This window comes from Luteibacter sp., from assembly GCF_051958795.1.
Taxonomy (GTDB): Bacteria; Pseudomonadota; Gammaproteobacteria; order Xanthomonadales; family Rhodanobacteraceae; genus Luteibacter.
The window spans coordinates 1-4,765 of record NZ_JBQCFT010000349.1; the positions used below are offsets into that span (position 1 = coordinate 1).

6 protein-coding genes are annotated in these 4,765 nt (G+C 67.3%); 4 read left to right on the forward strand and 2 right to left on the reverse strand.

Features of this window, described 5'->3' with window-relative positions; all coding sequences use genetic code 11:
• Positions 1 to 214 precede the first annotated feature (214 nt).
• Positions 215 to 913 carry a DUF3108 domain-containing protein gene (locus ACTHLF_RS18565; RefSeq protein ID WP_440329301.1) on the forward strand — a complete coding sequence of 233 codons (699 nt, stop codon included), beginning with the start codon at positions 215 to 217 and terminating at the stop codon, positions 911 to 913.
• Positions 914 to 1,050: 137 nt separating this feature from the next.
• Here ACTHLF_RS18565 and murA read toward each other — a convergent pair whose 3' ends face one another.
• Complete coding sequence (gene murA, locus ACTHLF_RS18570) at positions 1,051 to 2,310, reverse strand: UDP-N-acetylglucosamine 1-carboxyvinyltransferase (RefSeq protein ID WP_440329303.1); 1,260 nt, start codon at positions 2,308 to 2,310, stop codon at positions 1,051 to 1,053.
• 47 nt (positions 2,311 to 2,357) lie between these two features.
• The gene (locus tag ACTHLF_RS18575) at positions 2,358 to 2,597 is read right to left on the reverse strand and encodes a BolA family protein (RefSeq protein ID WP_247333343.1); all 240 of its coding nucleotides are present in this window, start codon (positions 2,595 to 2,597) and stop codon (positions 2,358 to 2,360) included.
• 179 nt (positions 2,598 to 2,776) lie between these two features.
• Here ACTHLF_RS18575 and ACTHLF_RS18580 point away from each other — a divergent pair, with 179 nt between their 5' ends.
• From ACTHLF_RS18580 to lptC, 3 genes are all read left to right on the forward strand, one after another.
• Positions 2,777 to 3,790, forward strand: coding sequence for a KpsF/GutQ family sugar-phosphate isomerase (locus ACTHLF_RS18580; RefSeq protein ID WP_440329305.1), 1,014 nt, complete (start codon positions 2,777 to 2,779; stop codon positions 3,788 to 3,790).
• A 55-nt stretch (positions 3,791 to 3,845) separates the two neighbouring features.
• Positions 3,846 to 4,394 carry a KdsC family phosphatase gene (locus ACTHLF_RS18585; RefSeq protein ID WP_440329307.1) on the forward strand — a complete coding sequence of 183 codons (549 nt, stop codon included), beginning with the start codon at positions 3,846 to 3,848 and terminating at the stop codon, positions 4,392 to 4,394.
• Positions 4,391 to 4,765: LPS export ABC transporter periplasmic protein LptC (gene lptC / locus ACTHLF_RS18590; RefSeq protein WP_440329309.1), on the forward strand; the 375-nt coding region annotated here is incomplete at its 3' end. The genes ACTHLF_RS18585 and lptC, both read left to right, overlap by 4 nt.

Consider the following 4,765-nt stretch of genomic DNA (forward strand, 5'->3'; position numbering starts at 1 on the left):
AGGCGATGGAGCTGCTGATCAAGCAGATCGGCAAGCACAAGACGAACGCCGAGTTCCTGACCAGCGTCACGCTGACGTGAGGCCGGCCGCCGCGGGGGGGGGGGGGGGGGGGGGGGGGGGCCGCGCCCCCCCCCCCCCCGCCCCCCCCCCCCCCCCCCCACGACACCGCAGCCAGGTGACCCGGCATTCAGCCACCGCGTTTAAACTCGGGGGCATGAAGACCACCCTACTCCGCGCCAGCCTTGGCCTGGCCCTCGCCCTGCCCGCCGCCGCGTTCGCCGCGGACGTGCCGCAGTCGTTCACCGCCACCTACAACGTCCTCCAGGGTGGCTCGCCGCTGGGTAACGCCACGCTCACGCTGAAGCCGGCCGGCAACGGCCAGTTCGAATACAGCAACAAGGTCACCGGCACGTCGGGTCTCGCCGCGGCCATCGGCGCCAGCAGCTCCGAAGTGTCGCGTTTCACCTGGGCCGGCAAAGTGCCCCAGGCGGTCTCCTATAAGTACGACCTGCAGAACGCGTTCAAGCCGAAGAGCCGCACGCTGACCGTCAACGGCAACACCGTCCAGGTGCAGGACAACAGCAAGTCGTTTTCCTACCCGCATCAGCCCGGCATGGTCGACCGCAACACGCTGCCGCTCGCCCTGGGTGTCGCCCTGCACGGCGGCGCGAAGGAAGCGACCTTCCCGGTCGGCGTGAAGCAGGCGATCGAAACGCAGACCTTCAAGGTGGCCGCCAGCGAGAAGGTCACCGTGCCAGCCGGCTCGTTCCAGGCCGAACGCGTCGACCGCACCGACCAGGATCGCGGCTTCAACGCCTGGTACGTCCCCGCGAAATTCCCGGTGCCGGTGAAGCTGGCACAGAAGGATGGCGGCGACCTGACGCTCGAACTGGTGAAGTTCGAAGGCAAGTAAAAAGAAACCCGCCGATTGGCGGGTTTTGTTACGTAGGAGCTCCCCCTGGGAGCGCCGCCGTTCGCGGACGAGCCGCACGACCTGCAACGCCTTTGCGAAAGATGTCGCCCACAGGGTGGGCTCCTACAGTCCGATAGTCAGCCCGGCAGGCGGCGGATGCGGGCACCCAGCACGCCGAGCTTCTCTTCGATGTTCTCGTAGCCGCGATCGATGTGGTACACGCGATCGACCGTGGTATCGCCTTCGGCCACGAGGCCGGCGAGCACGAGGCACGCCGAGGCGCGCAGGTCGGTAGCCATGATCGGCGCACCGCTCATCTTCGGCACGCCGGTGATGATGGCGGTGTTGCCTTCAAGGCGGATGTCCGCACCCAGGCGCTGCAGTTCCAGCGCATGCATGAAGCGGTTTTCGAACACCGTTTCGGTGATGACGCCCACGCCCTCGGCCACGCAGTTGAGCGCGGTGAACTGCGCCTGCATGTCGGTCGGGAACGCCGGGTACGGTGCGGTCACCAGGTTCACGGCCTTCGGGCGGCGGCCCTGCATGTCCAGCTCGATCCAGTCGCTGCCGGTGCTGATGTGCGCGCCCGATTCCTCGAGCTTCTGCAGCACGGCATCCAGCGTATCGGCGCGCGCGCCACGCGCACGCACCTTGCCACCGGTCATGGCGGCGCCGACGAGGAAGGTGCCGGTCTCGATGCGATCCGGCAGCACTTCGTAATGGGCGCCATGGAGGCGCTCGACACCCTCGACGATAAGCGTGGAAGTACCGACGCCATCGATCTTCGCACCCATCGCCATCAGGCAGTGGGCAAGGTCGACGACTTCCGGCTCCTGCGCGGCGTTCTCGATGATCGTGGTGCCCGAAGCGAGCGTCGCGGCCATCAGGATGTTCTCGGTACCGGTGACGGTGACCATATCCATGACGATGCGCGCACCCTTGAGGCGGCCGGCCTTCGCCTTGATGAAGCCATTCTCCACCGTGATCTCGGCGCCCAGCGCCTGCAGGCCACGGATGTGCTGGTCGACCGGACGCGAACCGATGGCGCAACCGCCGGGCAGCGACACTTCGGCCTTGCCGTAGCGCGCGACCAGCGGGCCGAGCACGAGGATCGACGCACGCATGGTGCGAACCAGTTCGTACGGCGCGACGCAGCTGTTTTCCGGGCGCGGGTCGATGTGCATCTTCATGCGGTCGTCGAGGACGACGCGCACACCCATGCGGCCCAGCAGTTCAATAAAGGTGGTGACATCGTGCAGGTGCGGCACGTTGCCGATGCTTACCGGCTCATCGGCGAGCAGGCAGGAAGCGAGGATCGGGAGCACGGCGTTCTTGGCGCCGCTGATGCTCACCTCACCGTGAAGCGGCTGACCGCCACTGATAAGGATCTTTGCCATGATTTCTTTTTATGCCTTCGGGATGCGGAATACAGGGCGCGGCGCGATCAGGGGCGGCCGGCGGCTTCTTCCGGGGTAAGGGTTTTCAGGCCCAGGGCGTGGATGGCACCGCCCATGAGGTCGCCAAGGGTGGCGTAAACGAGGCGGTGGCGGGCGAGCGGCAGCTTGCCGGCGAACTGTGCCGAGATGACCTCGGCTTCGAAATGGACGCCGTCATCACCGCGCACGTCCACCCGGGCGCCGGGCAGGCCGGCTTCGATCAATGCCTGGATGCGGGCAGCGTCCATGGGGTCTCCGTGGGATGGGAAAGTCGCCGCGGCCGGGGGTTCCGAAACGGACCCTGAATCACCGGTCGATGGCAGCGACGATAAAATGAGAATATGTAATGGTAATGGAAATCCGGTGTCGCAGAAATGGACATTCCGGGTTGCCCAGGGACAGCCCCCAACCCGGACCCCAAGGCCGAATGAACGCCCGCACCGCCCCGCCCGCCAGCCAGACGACCGTGAACGCCGATACCATCGTGCGTAGCGCACGCACCGTCATCGCCACCGAGGCGGCCGCCATCCGGGCGCTGGAGCGCCGCGTGGACGCCTCGTTCGTCCAGGCCTGCCAGATGATCCTGGAGTGCAAGGGCCGCGTGGTGGTTTCCGGCATGGGCAAATCGGGCCATATCGCCCGGAAGATCGCGGCGACGCTGGCCTCCACCGGGACCCCCTCGTTCTTCGTCCACCCGGGCGAGGCGAGCCATGGCGACCTGGGCATGATCCAGCCCTCCGACATCGTCCTGGCCATCTCGTACTCGGGCGAAACCGACGAACTGCTCTTCATCCTGCCGGCGATCAAGCGCCAGGGCATCCCGCTGATCTCGATCACCGGCAACCCCCGCTCCTCGCTGGCCAGCCAGGCCGACGTGAACATCGACGGCAATGTCGCCTCCGAGGCCTGCCCGCATGGGCTCGCGCCGACCGCCAGCACCACGGCGGCCCTGGTCCTTGGCGATGCGCTGGCCGTGGCCCTGCTCGATGCGCGCGGATTCACCTCGGATGATTTCGCCCGCTCGCACCCGGCCGGCAGCCTGGGGCGCCGCCTGCTCCTGCATATCGGCGATGTCATGCACAAGGGCGACGACGTCCCGCGTGTGCCGGTCACGGCCTCGCTAAGCGAAGCGCTGGTCGAAATGACCCGCAAGCACCTGGGCATGACCGCCGTGGTCGACGCCGAAGGCCGCCTGCTCGGCGTGTTCACCGACGGCGATCTTCGCCGCGCGCTCGATGACGATGGCGTGGACCTTCGCGGCGCCACCGTCGCCCAGCTGATGACCCGCGGCCCGAAGACCATTGGATCGGACAAGCTCGCCGTCGAGGCCGCCCAGTTGATGGAGAAGCACGAAATCCATGCCCTTCTTGTCACCGATGCCGACGGCTGCGTGGTCGGTGCCCTGAACATCCACGACCTGCTCCGCGCGCGCGTCGTCTGACGCCGCGCCGCGCGCGTCCCCGCCGCGCCGGCACCACCCCTGTATCCTTCACGCCATGGCTTACACGCACTACACCGAGATCCCCGCCGACGTCGCCGAGCGCGCCGCACGCATCCGCGTGGTCGTTTTCGACGTGGATGGCACGCTGACCGATGGGCGCCTCTGGTACGCCGAGGATGGCCGCGAGACCAAGGTCTTCCATGTGCATGACGGCCTGGGCCTGAAGCGGCTGCAGGAGAACGGCATCAAGGTCGCGATCATCACGGCGCGCATCAGCCACCCCGTTTCGCTCCGTGCCGAGGAGCTGGGCATCCAGCACGTCTACCAGGGCCAGAAGGACAAGCGCGCCACGCTCAATGCGCTGCTCGAGGCCCTGCGCCTGGAGCCGGCCGAAGCCGCGTTCGTCGGCGATGACCTGCCCGACCTGCCGGCCATGGGTATCGCCGGCCTCGCCGTGGCGGTCGCCAACGCCCACCCCTGGGTCGCCGAACGCGCCCACTGGCGCACCCGCCTGACCGGCGGCTACGGCGCCGCCCGCGAAGTGGCCGACATGATCCTGGCCGCGCAGGGCAAGGCCGAAGCCGAGCGGGACCGCTGGTTGTGAGCGTCTTCATCCTGTTCAAGGACCGCAGCGCCACCGGCACCTCGGCCATCCTTGCCGTCGTCCTGGGTGCCAGCGTGCTGATCTACTACTGGGTGGCCCCAGCGAAGAAGGTTGAGGACTTCGTGGGTCCGCCACGTTCGGGCTATGTGCTGACCAACTTCGATCTCGATTCGTACAACGAGGAAGGCAAGCCCGCCTTCAAGCTCATCGCGCCCCACCTGGAGCGCCGCGAGGGCGATGAATCGCTGTACATCAATGCGCCGAATTTCGTGCTGCCCCCGACCAAGGACACGACCGCGCCGCCGTGGACCGGCCACTCCCAGTACGGCTGGGTGAACAAGGACGGCACGATGCTCAAGCTCCAGGGCCTG